The following is a 17,922-nucleotide window of genomic DNA, read 5'->3' on the forward strand; positions in this document are numbered from 1 at the left end:
TCCCGCGCCGTCGCGTACGCCGGGCCGTCCGAGGGCCCGGCTCTGGGCCGGTGTGATCCGGCCCGGTCGGAGACCCGTGTCCGGGTCTCCGGGAGATCTGTGGTGCCCGGAGTGGCTCAGCGGGCCGGTCCGGCTCCCGCCGCGGCTGGTGACCCGGCGCACCGGTGGCGCACTCGTCGGTCCTCGCGCATCGGCATGACAACGAGCATGCGGCCGGCCGGGGTGTCGGGGCAATCCGATTATCGAATCCAGCTACCGCCGCCGATCCCCGCCTGATCGCGCCCGGACCGCTCCGGCCGTGGTCACCGTGGGTGTCGTGCCCACCACACCGCTCAACTGACCATGATCAAAGCGTTACGGCGCTCCTCCCATCGGGTACTGGGCGGACACGGTGAGAGAGCTGAGCGGCCCTCCACACCGGCGGGAGCAGGAGGCGAGATGAGCGCGGGACCGGCAGGAGACGACGGCCTACACCCGGCCGGTCCGGTGCACGGGACGCGCCAACTCCCTGTCGGCGTCGATGCCGGCACCACCACGGTCGACACCGCAGGTACGGGCGGCGGCGACTGGTACGACGTGGTCACGAGCGTCGACGGCCACCTGGTACTGGTGGTCGGGGACGTGCTCGACACCGGGGTGCCGGCGGTGGCGGCAATGGGTCAACTGCGTACCGCACTGCTGGCGGAGCTGCTGGGCGGGGTGGCGCCCGGTACCGCCCTCACCCACCTCAACGCGCAGTTCGGCAACGCGCTGCGCGGGTCGTCCGCGATAGTGGTCTGCCTGGAGTTCGACCCGCACACTGGCCGGCTCTGCTACGCCAGCGCGGGTCACCCGTCACCGGTCTGCCTCGGCCCCGAGGGTCAGATCGACCTGCTGCACCGGCGACCGCTCGGCCCGCCGATCGGGGCCCGGCCCGATGCCCGGTACGACACGATCGAGTCCCGGTTGGCGCCGGGGGCACGGCTGCTGTTCTACAGCGCGGTCCCCGCGCGGGCACCCACCCGGATCGACCCCCCGGCCGACGTGATCTTCCCGTTCCGCCCGGTGTGGGACTCGCCCCGGCCGGTGGCGGCGATCCCGGTCGAGCCGGCCGAAGAGCAGATAGAGGAGCTGATCCAGGTGCGTTTCGTCCAGGCACCCCGCCGGCCGAGGGCCGACGGGGTGGCGATCCTGGCGCTCGCGGAGACCGCCCCGAACCGGTTCGCCCTGCGCCTACCGGCGGACCCGACCAAGCTGAGCACCCTGCGCCAGCGGCTGCTGGACTTCCTCACCGAGCACCAGGTGGGCGAGGAAGACCTATTCGATCTTGTGGTCGCGGTCTCCGAGGCGGCGGCGAACGCGATCGAGCATCCGGTGGCACCGGCCGACCGGACCATCACCGTCGAGGTGACCGTCGCCGACGGCACGGTGGTGGCGACCGTACGGGACAGCGGCCAGTGGCGGGAGGCGCACGATCCGGGGTTCCGGGGGCGGGGGCTGGAGCTGATCCGGGCGCTCGGCGAGCTGCGGGTGAGCCGTACCGCCGAGGGCACCGAGGTGACCTTCTGGCGGCGTCTGTCGTCCTGATCCGGACCCGACCGGTCCGGCCGGCGGCTGGGGCCCGCCGGGGTACACGAAGGCGTCGTGGCGGGAGTCACGGCGCGGTGAGCGCCCGCACCCCCGGCGATAGGCTGGATGGCATGAACGTCCGTGCGCCACTCACCCCAGGCACGCTGTCCCCGTGGCGGCCGGTGCCGCCCCAGATCGCCCGACCGGAGTACGTCGGCAAGAAGCGGCCCGCCCAGTGGCGCGGATCCCACGTGCAGACGGCCGAGACGATCGAGAAGATGCGGGTCGCCGGGCGGATCGCCGCGCAGGCCACGCAGCTCGCGGGTGAGCACTGCAAGCCGGGGGTCACCACGGACGAGATCGACCGGGTGGTGCACGAGTTCCTGGTCGACCAGGGCGCGTACCCGTCGACCCTGGGCTACCGGGGCTTCCCCAAGTCGTGCTGCACCAGCCTGAACGAGGTCATCTGCCACGGCATCCCGGACACCACCGTGTTGGAGGACGGCGACATCATCAACGTCGACGTCACCGCCTTCATCGACGGGGTGCACGGCGACACCGACGCCACGTTCTGCGTGGGCGAGGTGGCCGAGCCGAACCGGCTGCTGGTGGAGCGGACCCACGAGGCCATGATGCGGGGCATCCGGGCGGTCGCCCCGGGTCGGCAGATCAACGTCATCGGCCGGGTGATCGAGTCGTACGCCCGCCGGTTCGGCTACGGGGTGGTACGCGACTTCACCGGCCACGGCATCGGCGAGACCTTCCACAGCGGGCTGTACGTCCCGCACTACGACAGCCCCCGGCCCACCGACGTGATGGAACCGGGGATGACCTTCACCATCGAGCCGATGATCACCCTCGGCACCCACGAGTACGACATGTGGGCCGACGGCTGGACCGTGGTGACCAAGGACCGGCGGTGGACCGCCCAGTTCGAGCACACGATCCTGGTGACCGAGGACGGTCACGAGATCCTCACCCTGCCATGACCGAAACCCCGGCAGCGGTACGAGAGGACCATCACGCCGACGTCTCCGGTGGCTGGCTGCGCCCCGCCGTCTTCGGTGCGATGGACGGACTGGTCACCAACATCGCCCTGATCGCCGGCGTCGGTGGGGGCGGCATCGCGCCGCGCACCATCGTGCTGACCGGCGTCGCCGGCCTCGTCGCCGGAGCGATCTCGATGGGACTCGGCGAGTACACCAGCGTCCGCTCCCAGAACGAGCAGTTGGCCGCCGAGGTGGCCAAGGAGCGTCGTGAGCTGGAGCGGCACCCGGAGGCCGAGGCGCAGGAACTGGCCGACGCCTGGGTGCAGCGCGGGCTGCCCCGTCATCTCGCCGAACAGGTCGCCTCGGCGCTGCGGAGCAACCCCGAAGAGGCGCTGCGGGTGCACGTACGCGAGGAACTCGGGGTCGATCCGGACGAGCAGCCGAGCCCCTGGACGGCCGCGATCCTGTCGACGGTCTGCTTCTCCATCGGCGCCCTGGTGCCCCTGCTGACCTACCTGGTCGGCTTCACCAACCTCTGGCTGGCGTTGGGCGTCGGCGCGCTGGGCCTGTTCGTGGCCGGTGCGCTGGTGGCCCGGTTCACCGGCCGGCCGTGGTGGATCAGCGGCACCCGGCAACTGCTGCTGGGTATGGCGGCGGCCGTGGTGACGTACCTGGTGGGGCGGTTGATCGGCCTCGGCGGCCCGCTCGGCTGAGCCCGGACCGGTCCGGGCTCAGGGCCGCGGGTCGGGTGGACCCGAGTCGGCTGCGGTGGCGGGGCCGTCCGGGGCCAGCCGGAAGATCCGCAGGTCCCGGCCGCCGGCCCGCTCCACATAGGTCTGGTACGCCGGCCACTCCGTCAGCAGCAGTTGCCACAGCCGTTCCCGCTGCGCACCCTCCGCCAGGGTGGCCCGGACCGGGCGCCGGGCCCCGTCGAGGGTGACCGTGGCGCTCGGGTCGGCGAGCAGGTTCAGCGACCAGGCCGGGTGCTGGGCCTGGCCCCAGTTCGAGGCGATCACCACGTACGCGTCGCCGTCGCGTACGAAGAGCAGGGGGTTGCTGCGGGGCTGTCCCGAGCGGCGGCCGGTGGTCGTGATGATCAGCGACGGGGCGATCCCGAGCGCGACCACCCGTCCCCTGGTCAGGCGACCGATCACCCGGTCGACCGGGACGACGAACCGGACCGTCCGGGCGAACCACCGTCGGTGGCTGAACCGGCGGGCGAGCGTACCGAGTGCGGACATCGACACAGTGTGTCGGTTTCCGGGAAAAAGAAAAGCCCCCGACGGTGGCGGATCCGGTGCCGGTGGGCGCCCGGCGTCGATTCCCGGACCGGAACCCCTACGGCTGCTCGGCTACCGGCCGCGTGCCGCCCCGGCCCAGGGTCTCCAGGCAGTGGTCCAGCCAGCGGATCTCCGCCTCGGTCTGGAAGATCATCGCGTCCAGCACCAGCCGCCCGGAGACGTTGTCGGCGTCGGTGTCGCGGATCTTGCGCCGGACGAACTCCTGCAGCGCCTGCCTGCTCGCCACCCGCTGGGTGTTCACCACCGCGTCGATGTCGACGCCCGGTGTGGCCAGCGCCAGCGCCAGCTTGATCGTCAACTCGTCCCGGGGCCGGTCGGTACGGCGCAGCGCCGTACCGAACCACCCGGCCAGGTCCGCCCGTCCGGCCTCGGTGATCCGGTACGGTCGCTGCCCGGCGTCGTGCTCCGGCAACGATTCGACCAACTCGTCCCGGACGAGGCGGCCGAGGGTGGTGTAGACCTGCCCGATGTTGAGCGGCCAGGTAGCGCCGATCGACTCCTCGAAGGCGGATCGGAGCTGGTAGCCGTACATCGGCCCGCGTTCGAGCAGGGCGAGCAGGCCGTAGCGGATGGACACGGCTACCGAGTATGTATACCGGGTATCCCGCCCGCAACTCGCTGACGATCCACTCGGCCGACCCGCCCACCGCCGGCCCGTTCACGGCCTGGTCGCGACCGCGGTCCGGTGATCCCCGACGGTGGTCCTAGGCCGGTCGACCGGGGAATGCCACCGTGGCGGGAGTGACGCCCGCGGTGCGCCGCCACCGGGTGGCCCGTACGGCGCAGTCGGTCAGCGCGTCCAGCGCCCGCCCACGTTCGACACCGGTGGTGGTGGCGAGCGCCGCCCGCCAGACCGCGCCGGTACGTTCCTCGATCTCGATCGCCAGCCGCAGCGCCGACGCCGGATCCGTGACCGGGTACGGCAACTCGTAACTGGCCGCCGCCGCGGGTGCGGTCCCGCCGCCGGTGGTCAACAGCAGCACCAGCGCGTCCCGCCGGGTCCGGTGAGCGGCCTCGGCGGCCCGTGCGTCGGTGGCCGCCGCCCCGGTCAGTCGCACCCCGATCGGCCCGTACGCGAAGATCGCCGCGTGCTCGGCGGCGAGTGCCGCGTCCAGTGGCCCGCTCATCCGTCCACCCCCGCCCGGACCACCGCTGGCCCGCTCGTCCGGTCGCTCCCGTTCGGCCGATGTGTCGGCCCGCCGGTCCCCGTGCCGCCCACCCGGCTCACCGTGGCACCTTCCGCTCGGCCCGCCACGGCACCTTCGGCCCGGTTCACCGGAGGACCTCCAGGTGGGTGGCCCGTGCCGCGGCGATGGTGCCGAGCAGGACCGCCCGGTCGGCCGGGGCCTCGGTGCAGGCCTTGGCCATGGTCTCCCGGCCCTCGGTCTCGGCCGCCCGCAACATCGCCAACGCACTCTTCGAGTCGCCGGGGGGTGTCGCCGTGCCCGCCGGGGCGCCGGCCGACGGGCTGCCGCTGGGCAGGGCGGTGCGGGTCACCCGGGCGAGTTCCGCCGCGTGTGCCCGGTGCGCCTGTGCCACCGGGGCCAGCCGGTCGGCGAGGTCGGGAAAGGCCGCCACGGCGGCGTCGTACCGGGCGGCGAGATCGAGGGTGTTGGTCACCAGGGGGGCGAGCGGGTCGGGCGGCGGTGGCACCGGGTCGTCGCCGAACAGGCCGCACGCGGTCAGTGACCCCGTTCCGGCGGTCAGTGCCACCAGGCCGGCCGCCCGGATCAGGTCGCGACGGGACCGCCCCCGTACGCGATGGTTCTGGTTGGTCTCCGCGGTCCGCACCGGGCAAGTCAACACCATGGGCCGCGGACCCCGGCCACAAGGCCGGTACCGGGCGTAACGCTCCGCCGGTGCGCCGCCCGGCTCGCCGGTCGGCCCGCGCGTTACGCTCTGCGCAGCCGCCGGGCGCGTCTGGGCCCGGTGGCGAACTGGCATGGCTGCCCGCACGGGCCGCCGACGATTCGGAAAGGGGTGCGGATATGACGCAGCGTGGCCGCGCTACCAGCCGGTCGACGGCTGGACCGCGGGCTGGTGAGCGGCGCTCCGTGGAACGCCCTCGGGGTGATCTTACGGCTCGTCGGGCCCAACTACGGGCGGTGATCGAGCCGGTGGTGATCGCGCAGGGGTACGACCTGGAGGACATCTCGGTCTCCCGCGCCGGCCGACGGCACGTGGTCCGGATCATCGTGGACGGCGACGGCGGCATCAACCTCGACGCGGTGGCCGACGTGTCCCGCGCCATCTCGGCCGCGCTCGACCTGGCCGAGGAGACCGGCGGGGACCTGATCGCCGGGGAATACCAGCTCGAGGTCAGTTCGCCGGGCGTGGACCGCCCGCTGACCCTGCCCCGGCACTGGCGGCGTAACGTCGGTCGACTGGTCAAGGTCACCACGAAGGGTCCCGGCCGGTCCGCGCCGGAGCAGCGTACGGCGGATCCGGCGACCGGCGACCGCCCGGCCACCGAGCGGCAGGTCACCGGACGGGTGATCGCCGCCGACGACGAACGGGTGCGGTTCGACCTGGACGGGACGTCCGGGGAGTGGGCCTACGCGGATCTCGGCCCCGGTCGGGTGCAGGTGGAGTTCAGCCGGCTCGACGAGGTGGCGGACTCCGACCTGGCGGAGATCGACGACGAGTCCGACATGCACGACGACGACCTGCCCGAAATCGACGACACTGACGACGAAGATGTGGAGGGCGAGGAGAGGTGAACATCGACCTCGCGGCACTGCGCGCCCTGGAGCGCGAGCGGGAGATCCCGTTCGACACGATCCTCGCGGCGATCGAGACCGCGTTGCTGACCGCTTACCGGCATACCGAGGGCTCGGAGACGCACGCCCGGGTGGAGATCGACCGTAAGACCGGGGCCGCCCTGGTCTACGCCCAGGAGGTCGACGACGAGGGCGTGGTCGGCCGGGAATGGGACGACACCCCGCACGACTTCGGCCGGATCGCGGCGATGACCGCCAAGCAGGTGATCCTCCAGCGGCTGCGGGAGGCGACCGACGAGGTGCACTTCGGCGAGTACGTCGGCCGCGAGGGCGACCTGGTCACCGGGGTGGTGCAGGCGCACGAGGGGCGGGCCGAGAAGGGCATCGTCAGCGTCGACCTGGGCAAGCTGGAGGCCGTACTGCCCGCGCCGGAGCAGGTGCCGGGTGAGATCTACGGTCACGGCCAGCGGATCCGGTGCGTGGTGGTGCACGTGGCCAAGGGCTTCCGGGGACCGCAGATCACCCTGTCCCGTTCGCACCCCAACCTGGTGAAGAAGCTCTTCGCCCTGGAGGTGCCGGAGATCGCCGACGGCACGGTGGAGATCGCCGCCATCGCACGTGAGGCAGGTCACCGTACGAAGATCGCGGTTCGGTCGGCGGTGCCCGGCGTGAACGCCAAGGGCGCCTGCATCGGGCCGATGGGCCAGCGGGTCCGCGCCGTGATGAGCGAGTTGCACGGCGAGAAGATCGACATCATTGACTGGTCCGACGATCCGGCCAACTTCGTCGGCAACGCGTTGTCGCCGGCCAAGGCCCTGCGGGTCGAGGTGGTCGACCTGGCCACCCGGGCGGCCCGGGTCACCGTGCCGGACTTCCAGCTCTCGCTGGCGATCGGCCGGGAGGGCCAGAACGCCCGCCTGGCGGCCCGGCTGACCGGTTGGCGGATCGACATCCGGCCGGACAACGAGCAGGCGGCGAGCCCGGCACCGACCGGTGCGCGGGGGTCCGCTGATCACGTGACGGAGCCGGGCGGAGCGATCTCGGCCGGGTAGGGGTAGACTTTCCCAGTGGTACGACGCGTGTGGCCGGTGCGCACCTGTGTGGGCTGTCGGAAACGCGCTTCGGCTGTCGATCTGCTGCGGATTGTCGCGGTCGGCGACGGGGTTGGCTACAATCTCCGACCTGATCCGGCCCGCAGACTGCCGGGTCGGGGGGCGCATCTGCACTTTGACTCGGCTTGCTTCGCGCTGGCACTGCGGCGCCGCGCCTTCGGGCGGGCGCTGCGTATCCCCGGTGTTCCAGATACCGGGGCGCTGGCCGAGCACATTGATGCGTCAACCACTACGTCCGGCCATCCGGCCGGGCGAGGGTCGCAAGCAAGGTAGGACGACCGACATGAGCACACGATGAAGTCCCAGAAATGACCAGGCTTCAAGTGCACGAGTGAGGTTGTTGCGGGTGCTGCCCGCACGACCTCGGAGTGAGGAGTGCAGTGGCAGGCAAGGCCCGCGTTCACGAGCTGGCAAAAGAGCTCGGGGTCGAAAGTAAGACCGTTCTCGCAAAGCTGAAAGAAATGGGCGAGTTCGTCAAGTCCGCGTCGAGCACCGTCGAGGCGCCGGTCGCCCGCCGGTTGCGCGGCGCGTTCGTCGCGTCGTCGAACCCCGCGGCTCCCGCGGCTCCGGCGACCCCAGCCCCTCCGGCGACTCCGTCGGCGACCCCCGGGGCAACCCCGGGCGAGCCGCGGGTGTCCGCCAAGCCCATGCCGCCCCGGCGGCCCACGGCGCCGTCGGCGCCTCCGGCCCGGCCGAAGGGCCCGGTTCCGGGTCCGCCGCAGCCGGCCGCAGCCGCGCCGACCGCCAAGCCGGCGAGCGCGCACGACATCGAGGTGGCGGCCGCCGAGGCGCGCGCCTCGGCCCTGAAGGCGGAGCAGGAGGCGGCGGTCAAGGCCGCCCAGGCCGCCCGTCAGCAGCAGCGCGACACCGTACGCCGGGAACCGCCGGCAGACGGTGGCGCACAGACCCGGCCGCGTCCGGGTCCGAACGCCGTTCCGCCGCGTCCGGGTTCACCGGCCGCCCGGCCGGCGAACCCGGGTGCTCCGGCACCGGGTCGGCCCGGCCCCGGCGGTCGTCCGCCGGCGCGTAGCGGTGGCAACAACCCGTTCGGCATCACCCCGGGTGGTCAGCGTCCGGCCGCTTCCGGCGGACCCCGGCCCAACCCGGCGTCGATGCCGCCCCGGCCGAGCCCGGCCTCCATGCCGCCTCGGCCCAGCCCGGCTTCGATGCCGACCCAGCGTCCCGGTCGTCCCGCTGGCGGCCCCGGCCGTCCGGGCGGTCCCGGTGGCGGTGCGGGTCGTCCCGGTGGCGGCGGCGGTGCCGGTGGCGGCTTCCGCGGCGGTCCCGGTGGCGGTGGCGGTGGCGGTGGCTTCCGTCCCGGTGGTGGCGGCGGTGCCGGTGGCGGCTTCCGCCCCGGTGGCGGCGGTGGCGCCCCCGGTGGTGGTGGCGGTTACCGTGGTGGTCCCGGTGGCGGCGCGCCGGCCGGCGCGGGCGCCGGTGGCGGCCGTCCGGGTGGTGGCGGTCGTGGCCGTGGCGGCGGTGCCGCGGGTGCCTTCGGGCGTCCGGGTGGCAAGCCGACCCGCGGTCGCAAGTCGAAGAAGCAGCGCAGACAAGAGTTCGACAACCTGTCCGCGCCGACCATGAGCTCGGGTGCCCCCCGAGGTCAGGGCCAGGTCGTACGGCTGTCGCGCGGTGCCTCGCTGTCGGACTTCGCCGACCGGATCAACGCCAACCCCGGCTCGCTGGTCCAGGAGATGTTCAACCTGGGCGAGATGGTCACGGCAACCCAGTCCTGCTCGGACGAGACCCTGTTGCTCCTCGGTGAGCACCTCGGCTTCGACGTGCAGATCGTCAGCCCCGAGGACGAGGACCGCGCCCTGCTGGCGCAGTTCAACATCGACCTCGACGCCGAGGTTGACGTCGCCCGGCTGGTCACCCGCCCGCCGGTGGTGACCGTCATGGGTCACGTCGACCACGGTAAGACCAAGCTGCTGGACGCGATCCGCAAGACCAACATGGTCGCGGGCGAGGCCGGTGGCATCACCCAGCACATCGGTGCCTACCAGGTGTGGGTTCCGCACAACGGCGACGAGCGTGCGCTGACCTTCATCGACACCCCGGGCCACGAGGCGTTCACCGCCATGCGTGCCCGTGGTGCCCAGGTCACCGACATCGTGGTGCTGGTGGTCGCGGCCGACGACGGCGTCATGCCGCAGACGATCGAGGCTCTCAACCACGCCAAGGCGGCCGACGTGCCGATCGTGGTCGCGGTGAACAAGGTCGACAAGCCGGAGGCCAACCCGGACAAGGTCCGCCAGCAGCTGACCGAGTACGGCCTGGTCGCCGAGGAGTACGGCGGCGACACCATGTTCGTCAACGTCGCGGCCAAGCCCGGCATCGGCATCGACGAGCTGCTCGAGGCGATCCTCCTGACCGCCGACGCGTCGCTGGAGCTGACCGCTCCGATCGACGGGCCGGCGCAGGGTGTCGCGGTCGAGGCGCACCTCGACAAGGGTCGCGGTGCGGTGGCGACGGTGCTGGTCCAGAAGGGCACCCTGCGTGCCGGTGACTCGATCGTCGCCGGTGGAGCGCACGGACGTGTCCGGGCGATGCTGGACGAGAACGGCAACCAGGTCGCCGAGGCCGGACCGGCACGGCCGGTCATGGTGCTCGGTCTGACCGCGGTGCCCAGCGCCGGGGACACGTTCCTGGCCGCGGCCGACGACCGTACGGTGCGGCAGATCGCCGAACAGCGGCAGGCACGGCGACGGGCGGCGAGCTTCGCCAACTCCCGTGGTCGGGCCACTCTTGAGACGCTCATGGAGCAGATCAAGGAGGGCGAGAAGACCTCGCTCAACCTCATCCTCAAGGGCGATGTCTCCGGTTCCGTGGAGGCCCTGGAGGACGCGCTGTTCAAGCTGGACATCCCCGAGGAGGTTCAGCTCAAGATCCTCGACCGTGGCGTCGGTGCCATCACGGAAAGCAACGTGATGCTGGCGAGTGCTTCGGCCGAGGCGGCGACGATCATCGGCTTCAACGTACGGGCCTCGAACAAGGTCCGCGAGATCGCCGACCGCGAGGGCGTGGAGATCCGGTACTACACCGTGATCTACCAGGCCATCGAGGAGATCGACGCGGCGCTCAAGGGTCTGCTCAAGCCGGAGTACGAAGAGGTCGAGCTCGGCAGCGCGGAGATCCGCGACGTGTTCCGGTCCTCCAAGATCGGTAACATCTCCGGGTGTATCGTCCGCTCGGGGGTCATCCGGCGTAATGCCAAGGCCCGCCTGCTGCGCGACGGGGCGGTCGTGGCGGACAACCTCACGATCAGCTCGCTCAAGCGGTTCAAGGACGACGCGACCGAGGTGCGCGAGGGCTTCGAGTGCGGTCTCACCCTGGGCAACTACAACAACGTCCAGGTTGGCGACATCATCGAGACCTTCGAGATGCGGGAGAAGACCCGCGCCTGACGAATAGGTCCAACTGATCAAGGGGTTTACGCCCGGTGGGCGTAAACCCCTTGATCATGCGGGGTGTCCGGACGGTATTGTCCACTCGATGTTTACTGGAACCGCGGTTTTCGACGTATTGCTGCCGGGCGATTCCCGGTCACTGAAAGAAAAGCGATCCTATGTCCGCCCGGTCGTGGCGGCACTGCGCCGGTTCGAGGTCTCGGTCGCCGAGGTGGGCGGCCTGGACCTGCACGGACGGGCGCAGATAGCGGTCGCGGTGGTGGCCTCCGAGGCGGGTCACGTGGGTGAGGTGCTCGACAACTGCGAGCGCCTGGTCGCCGGTCGACCGGAGCTCGAACTCTTGTCGGTCCGGAGAAGGTTGCACGGCGAGGACGACTGAGGGGCCGGCGCGGCCGTACCCGAGGGACCGCCCCGGTGGGTGCCGTCGCCGGGTCGCCGCCCGGGAGCGCCGCGCGGGGGCTCGCAGGTAGTGTTCAAAAGTCGGCCGGTGGCCGCCGGTGGTGCACCGCACCACCGGCCCGCGCCGGAAGTAGGAATGCCGTGGAGGTGCGGAAATGACGGACCCGGCCAAGGTACGCCGGCACGCTGAGCGTGTCCGGGAGCTGGTGGCTTCCGTGGTGCGTACGCAGATCAAGGATCCTCGGCTCGGCATGATCACCATCACCGATGCCCGGATCACCGCTGATCTGCGGGAAGCCACGGTCTTCTACACCGTGCTCGGCGATGCCACCGAACAGGCCTCCACCGCCGCTGCGCTGGAGAGCGCCAAGGGTCTGCTGCGCAGCACCGTCGGCAAGGCCCTGGGGCTGCGCCACTCGCCGTCCCTGGCATTTGTCCTCGACAACGTGCAGGACCAGGTCAAGCACATCGACGACCTGATCGCCGTGGCGCGCAGTGCGGACGAGGAGGTGCAGCGGCGGGCGGCCAACGCCGCGTACGCCGGTGACGCGCAGCCGTACAAGCTCGACGAGGATGAGGACGACGACGAGGACCTCGACGCCGACGAGTCGGACGATCCGGCGGTCGACGCCGGTGACCGGCGGTGACCGGGTCGGCCGGCTCGGCGCTCGCGCAGTCGCCGGCCGACGCCGGTCCCAGCGAGGCTGACTGGGCGGCGGCGGTCGGTGCCGTACGCGCCCTCTCGCCCGATTCCCGGGTGCTGCTGATCTGCCACGTCAACCCGGACGGGGACGCGCTGGGCAGCATGCTCGGCTTCGCCCTCGGCCTGCGCCGGATGGGCTTCCGGCAGCTCCAGGCGACCTTCCCCGGCCCGCCCGGTGTGGCCGAGCCGTTCGGCGCCCTGCCCGGTCTCGACCTGCTCGTACCGGCCGTCGACACCTGGACCGACCCGGATCTGGTGCTCTGTTTCGACGCCGCCAGCGTGTCCCGGATCGGCGACCTGGTCGACCGTCTGGACCGGGCCGGCGAGGTGGTGGTCCTCGACCACCACGCCTCGAACACCCGGTTCGGCCGGATCCACCTGGTCGACCCGTACGCGGCGGCCACGTCGGTGGTGGTGGAGGGGCTGCTCGACCGGTTGGACGTACCGCTCGACCGTGAGATCGCCGAGTGCCTCTACGTCGCGCTGACCACCGACACCGGTTCGTTCCGGTTCGCCATGACCACCCCGGCTGTGCACGAGATGGCGGCCCGGATGCTGGCCACCGGGATCCGGCCGGAGGAGATCTCCCGTCGGGTCTTCGACACCAGGCCGTTCGGCGCCGTCCGGCTCTACGGTGACGTCCTCGCCCGGGCCGAACTCGAACCGGCCGCCGCGGCCGGGCACGGGCTGGTCTGGACCTACGCGACCCTGGACGACCTGGCCCGGCACCAACAGCCGGCGTACGTCCTGGAGGCCCTGATCGACTCGGTCCGCTGCACCGCGGAGGCGGACGTGAGCTGCGTGCTCAAGCAGGTGGCCGAGGCCGAGTGGGCGGTGTCGATGCGGAGCAAGGGTGCCCTGGACGTCAGCCGGGTCGCGGTGGCGCTCGGTGGCGGGGGACACCGGCTGGCCGCCGGTTTCACCGGTCGCGGTGGTCGGGCCGAGGTGATCGGCGCGATCCGGGCCGAGTTGGAGCGGGTCCTGGCCGAGCCGGAAGATCGGGGATAGTCCGGGGTTAATGCACTTTCGGCACTCCGGCACCGCGGGCACAATCGGAAGATGGAGCAGCCCTCGGAAATAGCCGTCGATGTGCCGCGTCCCTGGGACAAACCCCTTGTTTCTGTCCCCGTACTCGCCTGTCTGTCATTGGTGGGCGGCCAGTTACCGTCGTTCTCCCTGTCCGCGAACCTCTACACCCTGGGCACCGGGGGAGCGCTGATCTGGCTCGGACTCACCAACCGGGTGCCCCGTCGCCCGCCGCCCGCCCGGCCGGGTCCGGGCACGATCTGGTGGGTGCTGCCGGTTGCCGTCTTCGGGGTGTTCGAGGGCGCCACCTTCGCCCTCGGTTCCGGTGACGACTTCCCGACCTTCTCCCGCCTGGCCGATCCGCTGCTGACCGACGAGCTGACCCGGTCAGCCGTGTACTTCGGCTGGTTGGCGGCCTTCTGGGCGCTGGTGCGCCGATGAGCGCGACCCGGATGCTCGCGATCGGCGGCTTCCTGCTGGCCTTCGTCCTGTTCGCGGTGGTCGAGTGGGCGGCCCGGCGGGAGGGCTCGCGAATCCCTACTCTCGGTGACGTCTGCGCCCAGGTGATGCGGTACGAGGTGGGCCCGGTCCCGGTGGGCCGAATCGGCCTCTTCGGGTTCTGGTGGTGGCTGGGCTGGCACTTCTTCGCCCGCTGACCCCGCAGGTCAACGCACCGTACCGTTCCGTATCGCGGGATTGGTGCACAGAATGTGGACCTGAACGATAGCTTGGTTTGTGATGCGTGCCACGGTTCCACACCCGGTGCCGGGCGCCTCCAGGGTCAACCGACCCGGGCTCACGCTGCCCTGACCGACCCCGTCCGGCGACCCCGGAGGGCGGGCCGGCGGCGATCAGCAGAACCCGTACGCGAACGGTCGCGTCCCTGTGCGGCCGACGCACCCTGGAAAAGGAGCCGTCCCATGGCCACCACCAAGACCAAGCCGGAGACCACCGACGAGGCTCGCGAGCAGGCCCGTCGCGCGTTGCAGACGTCGATGGACACCCGCCAGTGACACCACCGGTGCGCGGCTGACGACCGAGGATCAACCCACTCGGCCGTCGGCCGCCCATCCGCTCCGCGATCCGGACCGTTGAGTAAGTCCCGTGGAGCATTGCAGTCCTTACGGGAGCCGTGCCAGGATCAGGCGCGATGAGCAACTCCACCGTCGCCGGTCCGCACCCGCCCCCGATCACCTCGCGCCGGATCGCCCGGCTGGCCGTACCGGCCCTGATCGTGCTCGCCGCCGAGCCGCTGTACGTCCTGGTGGACACCGCCGTGGTGGGCCACCTGGGCCGGGTGCCGCTCGCCGCGCTGGCCATCGCCGGCACGGTGATGACCCTGGTCGTCTGGCTCGGCACCGTCGCCGCGTACGGCACCACCGGCCGTTCGGCGCGCCGGTTCGGTGCCGGTGACCGCGCCGCCGCGGTGGAGGAGGGCGTACAGGCGTCCTGGCTGGCCCTCGCTTCCGGCGTACTCATTCTGCTCGTGGTCCAGATCGCGGCCGGACCACTGGCGCGGACCCTGGCCGGCGACGACCCGGCGGTGGCCGGTGCCGCCGCCGACTGGCTGCGGATCGCCGCCCTCGGCGCACCCGGCCTGCTGCTCGCGGCGGCCGGGAACGGCTGGCTGCGGGGAGTGCAGGACACCCGACGCCCACTGTTCTTCGTGCTCGGCCCCAACCTGCTCTCCGCCGCGCTCTGCCCGCTGCTGGTCTACCCGGCCGGGCTCGGCCTGGTCGGCAGCGCGGTCGCCAACGCCACCGCACAGACCCTCGGCGGGATCCTCTTCGTCGGCGCCCTGGTCGCCGAGCGGGTGTCGCTGCGCCCCCGGCCACCGATGATCGTCGGCCAGCTCGTGCTCAGCCGCGACCTGCTGGTACGCGGAGCGGCCTTCCAGGCCAGCTTCCTGTCCGCGACCGCCGTCGCCGCCCGGTTCGGTGCCGCGTCGGTCGCCGCCCACCAGATCGCCCTGCAACTCTGGTTCTTCACCGCGCTGGTGCTGGACGCGCTGGCCATCGCCGCCCAGTCGCTGATCGGCGCGGCACTCGGCTCCGGCGACGTGGCCGGCGCCCGGGCGCTGGCCCGGCGGCTCGCCCTGATCGGGGGTGCCTGCGGGATCGTCTTCGCCCTGCTGGTCGCCGCCGGTGCTCCGGTGGTGCCGTCCTGGTTCAGCGCCGACCAGCAGGTACGCGATCAGGCGCTGGTCGCGTGGCCGTGGTTCGTGGGCATGCAACCGATCGCCGGGGTGGTGTTCGCCCTCGACGGGGTGCTGATCGGCGCGGGCGACCTGCGCTACATGCGCGATCTCACCATCGTCGCCGCGGTGGGCGCCTTCCTACCGGCGATCTGGGCCGCCTACGCCCTCGACCTGGGACTCGGCGGCATCTGGGCCGGCCTCGCACTGTTCCTGGTAGTACGCCTCGCCGGCCTACTCCTCCGCCTCCGCACCGACGCCTGGGCGGTCGCCGGCCCCACCCGCTAACCCCCACCCCACCCCACCCCACCCCGTCCCCGCCACCCCCACCCCACCCCGCTCGGGGATCTTGCAGTTGTGGTGCCCAAGATGCCTTACTTCTGGTGATTTCTGTACAGCCACAAGTGCAAGATCGTCGGGCTGCTCGGGGGCGGGGGGCGTGGGGCGGGGTGGGGCGGGCGGGGGCGGGGGTGGGCGTCTGGCAGGCTTGGCGGTTGTGAGCGTCGACGGTCTGATTGTGGTGGACAAGCCCGGTGGTATGACGTCGCACGATGTGGTGGCGCGGATCCGCCGGTTCGCCCGGACCCGGAGGGTGGGGCACGGCGGCACCCTGGACCCGATGGCGACCGGAGTGCTGGTGATCGGCGTCGGTCGGGCGACCCGGCTGCTCACGTACGTGATCGGCGCGGGGAAGCGGTACACCGCCACGATCCGACTCGGGCAGTCGACGATCACCGACGACGCCGAGGGCGACGTGGTCACCGAGGCGTCGGCGGGCGGGATCACCGACGAACAGGTCCGCGCCGGCCTGCTGCCGTTGACCGGCGAGATCGACCAGGTGCCCAGCGCGGTGAGCGCGATCAAGATCGACGGGCAGCGGGCGTACAAGCGGGTGCGGGACGGCGAGGCGGTGCAGCTCGCGGCCCGCCGGGTGACGGTCTCCCGGCTCGACCTGCTGGCGGTCCGGCGCCCGACACCGGAGCTGGTGGATCTCGACGTCGACGTGACCTGCTCGTCCGGGACGTACATCCGGGCGATCGCCCGGGACCTCGGTGCGGAGCTCGGCGTCGGCGGGCACCTGACCGCGCTGCGGCGTACCGCCGTCGGCGGGTTCGAGCTGACCGAGGCGGTGACCCTGGACGAGCTGGCCGAGCGGGAGCCGCAGGACGTGGTGAACCTGCCGGTCGAGGCGGCGGCCCGGAGGTTCTTCACCTCACGGCAGGCCGACGCGGCCGAGGCGAAGGTGCTCTCCCACGGTGGCCCGCTGGAACCGGCCGGCATCGACGGGCCGTACGCCGTGTTCGACCCGGCCGGCGGCCTGATCGCTATCGTCAGCGAGCGGGGCGGCCGGGCCCGGGCGGAGATCGTGCTCGCCCCGGCCTGAGCAGGAGAAGGGGACCCGGCCCGACCGGGGAAGCGGGACCCGGCCGGGCGTTGCGGGCCGGAACAGTGCGCCGGTCGTGGAAAGCGGGCCGGGCCGGGGGCGGACGAGCGGAAGGGACGCGGATGCAGCGTTGGCGGGGGTACGACGGGGTGCCGGGCGGGTGGGGCCGGTCGGTGGTGACCATCGGCGTCTTCGACGGGGTGCACCAGGGACACCAGGCGATCATCGGGTACGCGGCGAAGCGGGCCCGGGAACTCGGGATGCAGTCGGTGGTGGTCACCTTCGACCCGCACCCGTCCGAGGTGGTCCGGCCGGGCACCCACCCGGCGGTGCTGACCGAGCCGACCCGGCGGGCGGAACTGATCGAGGAACTCGGGGTCGACGTGCTCTGGGTGGTGCCGTTCACGCCCGAGTTCTCCCGGTTGACCGCCGAGGAGTTCGTGCACAACGTCCTGGTGGAGAACCTGCACGCGGCGCTGGTGGTGGTCGGGGAGAACTTCCGCTTCGGGCACCGGGCCGCCGGTGACGTGGTCCTGCTGGAGCGGCTCGGCCGTACGTTCGGCTTCGCCGTGGAGGGGGCACCGCTGGTCGCGCGCGACGAGACCGTCTTCTCCTCGACGTACATCCGGGCCTGTGTGGCGGCGGGGGACATGGCCGCCGCCACGGCCGCGCTCGGCCGACCGCACCGGCTCGACGGCGTGGTGGTCCGGGGCGACCAGCGGGGGCGGGAGATCGGCTTCCCGACCGCGAACCTGCTCTGCCACCGGTACGCCGCGGTCCCGGCGGACGGGATCTACGCCGCCCGGCTGGTCCGGCACGGCGGACGGGCCGGTCAGCCACCCGAGGTACGGCCGGCGGCGGTGTCGATCGGCACCAACCCGACCTTCAACGGCCGGGAGCGCCGGGTGGAGGCGTACGTGCTCGACTTCGCCGGTGATCTCTACGGGGAGCGGTTGGCGATCGACTTCGTCGAGCGGCTGCGCGAGACCCGCCAGTACGACGGCATCGAGCCACTGGTGGCGCAGATCAACGAGGACGTGGCGCAGGTCCGTGCGCTGCTCGGTTGAGCGGCGCGGCCGGCCCTTCAGGGGGTTGACGTACCCCGGGCTGGTAATGTGACGGAGACGTCGGGTCAC

Annotated in this window: 18 protein-coding genes and 1 pseudogene; 15 read left to right on the top strand and 4 right to left on the bottom strand. The window is 72.1% G+C overall.

Features of this window, described 5'->3' with window-relative positions; translation table 11 throughout:
- Positions 1-438: 438 nt before the first annotated feature.
- The 3 genes from ACWEFB_RS14300 to ACWEFB_RS14310 all read left to right on the top strand — a co-directional run bounded on the left by ACWEFB_RS14300 (position 439) and on the right by ACWEFB_RS14310 (position 3,250).
- A complete protein-coding gene (locus ACWEFB_RS14300) occupies positions 439-1,566 on the top strand; it encodes an ATP-binding SpoIIE family protein phosphatase (protein WP_452285509.1) in 1,128 nt (375 codons plus the stop codon).
- Between the two features lie 113 nt (positions 1,567-1,679).
- Positions 1,680-2,537, top strand: coding sequence for a type I methionyl aminopeptidase (gene map, locus ACWEFB_RS14305; RefSeq protein WP_326560353.1), 858 nt, complete (start codon positions 1,680-1,682; stop codon positions 2,535-2,537).
- Complete coding sequence (locus ACWEFB_RS14310) at positions 2,534-3,250, top strand: VIT1/CCC1 transporter family protein (RefSeq protein WP_452285511.1); 717 nt, start codon at positions 2,534-2,536, stop codon at positions 3,248-3,250. Before map ends, ACWEFB_RS14310 begins: the two co-directional genes overlap by 4 nt.
- An 18-nt stretch (positions 3,251-3,268) precedes the next feature.
- Here the strand turns inward: ACWEFB_RS14310 and ACWEFB_RS14315 are convergent, their stop codons facing one another.
- The 4 genes from ACWEFB_RS14315 to ACWEFB_RS14330 form a co-directional block, all read right to left on the bottom strand.
- Complete coding sequence (locus tag ACWEFB_RS14315; protein ID WP_452285513.1) at positions 3,269-3,778, bottom strand: nitroreductase/quinone reductase family protein; 510 nt, start codon at positions 3,776-3,778, stop codon at positions 3,269-3,271.
- A 97-nt stretch (positions 3,779-3,875) separates the two neighbouring features.
- Entirely contained in the window at positions 3,876-4,415 is a 540-nt protein-coding gene (locus tag ACWEFB_RS14320) for a PadR family transcriptional regulator (RefSeq protein WP_326560350.1), read from the bottom strand.
- Between the two features lie 127 nt (positions 4,416-4,542).
- Complete coding sequence (locus ACWEFB_RS14325; RefSeq protein WP_452285515.1) at positions 4,543-4,965, bottom strand: ferritin-like domain-containing protein; 423 nt, start codon at positions 4,963-4,965, stop codon at positions 4,543-4,545.
- A gap of 145 nt (positions 4,966-5,110) precedes the next feature.
- Positions 5,111-5,629 (bottom strand): hypothetical protein, encoded by a 519-nt coding sequence (locus ACWEFB_RS14330; protein ID WP_452285517.1) that lies wholly within the window; start codon positions 5,627-5,629, stop codon positions 5,111-5,113.
- Between the two features lie 197 nt (positions 5,630-5,826).
- Here ACWEFB_RS14330 and rimP point away from each other — a divergent pair, with 197 nt between their 5' ends.
- The 12 genes and pseudogenes from rimP (at position 5,827) to ACWEFB_RS14390 (ending at position 17,853) form a co-directional block, all read left to right on the top strand.
- Positions 5,827-6,558, top strand: coding sequence for a ribosome maturation factor RimP (rimP, locus tag ACWEFB_RS14335; protein WP_452285518.1), 732 nt, complete (start codon positions 5,827-5,829; stop codon positions 6,556-6,558).
- Complete coding sequence (gene nusA / locus ACWEFB_RS14340) at positions 6,555-7,610, top strand: transcription termination factor NusA (protein WP_326560346.1); 1,056 nt, start codon at positions 6,555-6,557, stop codon at positions 7,608-7,610. The genes rimP and nusA overlap by 4 nt, the downstream gene beginning before the upstream one ends.
- Before the next feature lie 48 nt (positions 7,611-7,658).
- Positions 7,659-7,943, top strand: coding sequence for a YlxR family protein (locus ACWEFB_RS14345; protein WP_452285661.1), 285 nt, complete (start codon positions 7,659-7,661; stop codon positions 7,941-7,943).
- Between the two features lie 107 nt (positions 7,944-8,050).
- Positions 8,051-11,077, top strand: a complete 3,027-nt coding sequence (gene infB / locus ACWEFB_RS14350; RefSeq protein WP_442792052.1) for a translation initiation factor IF-2 — start codon at positions 8,051-8,053, stop codon at positions 11,075-11,077.
- An 88-nt stretch (positions 11,078-11,165) separates the two neighbouring features.
- Entirely contained in the window at positions 11,166-11,459 is a 294-nt protein-coding gene (locus tag ACWEFB_RS14355; protein WP_326560344.1) for a DUF503 domain-containing protein, read from the top strand.
- Between the two features lie 175 nt (positions 11,460-11,634).
- Complete coding sequence (gene rbfA / locus ACWEFB_RS14360) at positions 11,635-12,126, top strand: 30S ribosome-binding factor RbfA (RefSeq protein ID WP_326560343.1); 492 nt, start codon at positions 11,635-11,637, stop codon at positions 12,124-12,126.
- Positions 12,123-13,190 carry a DHH family phosphoesterase gene (locus tag ACWEFB_RS14365; protein ID WP_452285521.1) on the top strand — a complete coding sequence of 356 codons (1,068 nt, stop codon included), beginning with the start codon at positions 12,123-12,125 and terminating at the stop codon, positions 13,188-13,190. The genes rbfA and ACWEFB_RS14365 overlap by 4 nt, the downstream gene beginning before the upstream one ends.
- Positions 13,191-13,241: 51 nt before the next feature.
- Positions 13,242-13,649: a hypothetical protein gene (locus ACWEFB_RS14370; protein ID WP_452285523.1), complete on the top strand. Its 408-nt coding sequence runs from the start codon at positions 13,242-13,244 to the stop codon at positions 13,647-13,649.
- Positions 13,646-13,864, top strand: a complete 219-nt coding sequence (locus ACWEFB_RS14375; protein WP_363599072.1) for a DUF6186 family protein — start codon at positions 13,646-13,648, stop codon at positions 13,862-13,864. The genes ACWEFB_RS14370 and ACWEFB_RS14375 overlap by 4 nt, the downstream gene beginning before the upstream one ends.
- Positions 13,865-14,374: 510 nt before the next feature.
- Positions 14,375-15,690, top strand: a pseudogene (locus ACWEFB_RS14380) (MATE family efflux transporter); the annotation flags it as partial.
- 208 nt (positions 15,691-15,898) lie between these two features.
- On the top strand, positions 15,899-16,786 hold the full coding sequence (gene truB / locus ACWEFB_RS14385) for a tRNA pseudouridine(55) synthase TruB (protein ID WP_452285525.1): 888 nt from the start codon (positions 15,899-15,901) through the stop codon (positions 16,784-16,786).
- A 122-nt stretch (positions 16,787-16,908) separates the two neighbouring features.
- Complete coding sequence (locus tag ACWEFB_RS14390; protein WP_452285527.1) at positions 16,909-17,853, top strand: bifunctional riboflavin kinase/FAD synthetase; 945 nt, start codon at positions 16,909-16,911, stop codon at positions 17,851-17,853.
- Positions 17,854-17,922 lie beyond the last annotated feature (69 nt).

This window comes from Micromonospora sp. NPDC004704, from assembly GCF_053601675.1.